Below are 686 nucleotides of genomic sequence, written 5' to 3' on the forward strand. Positions count from 1 at the left end.
AGGCCTCCGCCGTCGGCACCGTGCGGATCCGGGCGAAGATGGCCGACGCCGTCCAGCTCGCCGCCCTCGTCGGCGCCGAGCGGGTCGACGCCGCGCTCGGCGTCGCCGCGACCGCCGGCCGGTTCGCCGAAGCCGACCTGGCCAGCATCATCGACCACCTCGCCACCGGCACCAGCGGCGCCGACCTCGTGATCGCCGACGAGGCCGCGACCACCCAACCCGGCACCACCGGCTGGGCCGGGTTCACCACCGGGAGCACCCGATGAACCCCACGAGCACCAGGAGTGCCACGACTGGGCCGGGGACGGCGCCACCGTTGCCGGCCGACCTGGACCAGGTCCTGCGCCGGATGCGGCTGCCCTACCTGCGCACCGCCGCACCCGAGGTCCTGGCCACCGCCAAGGCGCAACGGTGGGACCCGGCCGAGGTCCTGCGCGTCCTGCTCGCCGAGGAGGTCCGCGGCCGCGACCAGGCCACCCGCACCATGCGCCGCAAGGCAGCCGGCCTGCCCGCCGGGAAGACCTTCACCTCCTGGCGCGAGCAGGATTCCTCCATCCCGGCCCCAACCCAGGGCGCCCTGGCCGCCCTGGAATGGGTCCACCGCGCGGAGAACCTCGCGATCAGCGGCCCCTCCGGCACCGGCAAGACCCACTTCGTGGAGGCCCTGGCCCACAAGGTCATCGACG

General features: G+C 75.1%; 1 protein-coding gene and 1 pseudogene. Both read left to right on the forward strand.

Annotation, left to right across the window (positions count from 1 at the left end; translation table 11 throughout):
• A pseudogene (locus tag ABD899_RS18860) lies at nucleotides 1-266 on the forward strand (IS21 family transposase); the annotation flags it as partial.
• Nucleotides 267-316: 50 nt separating this feature from the next.
• The coding region (locus ABD899_RS18865) for an ATP-binding protein (RefSeq protein WP_345208908.1) at nucleotides 317-686 on the forward strand (370 nt) is incomplete at its 3' end.

It is taken from the genome of Fodinibacter luteus (genome assembly GCF_039541575.1).
In the GTDB taxonomy this organism is placed as follows: domain Bacteria; phylum Actinomycetota; class Actinomycetes; order Actinomycetales; family Dermatophilaceae; genus Fodinibacter; species Fodinibacter luteus.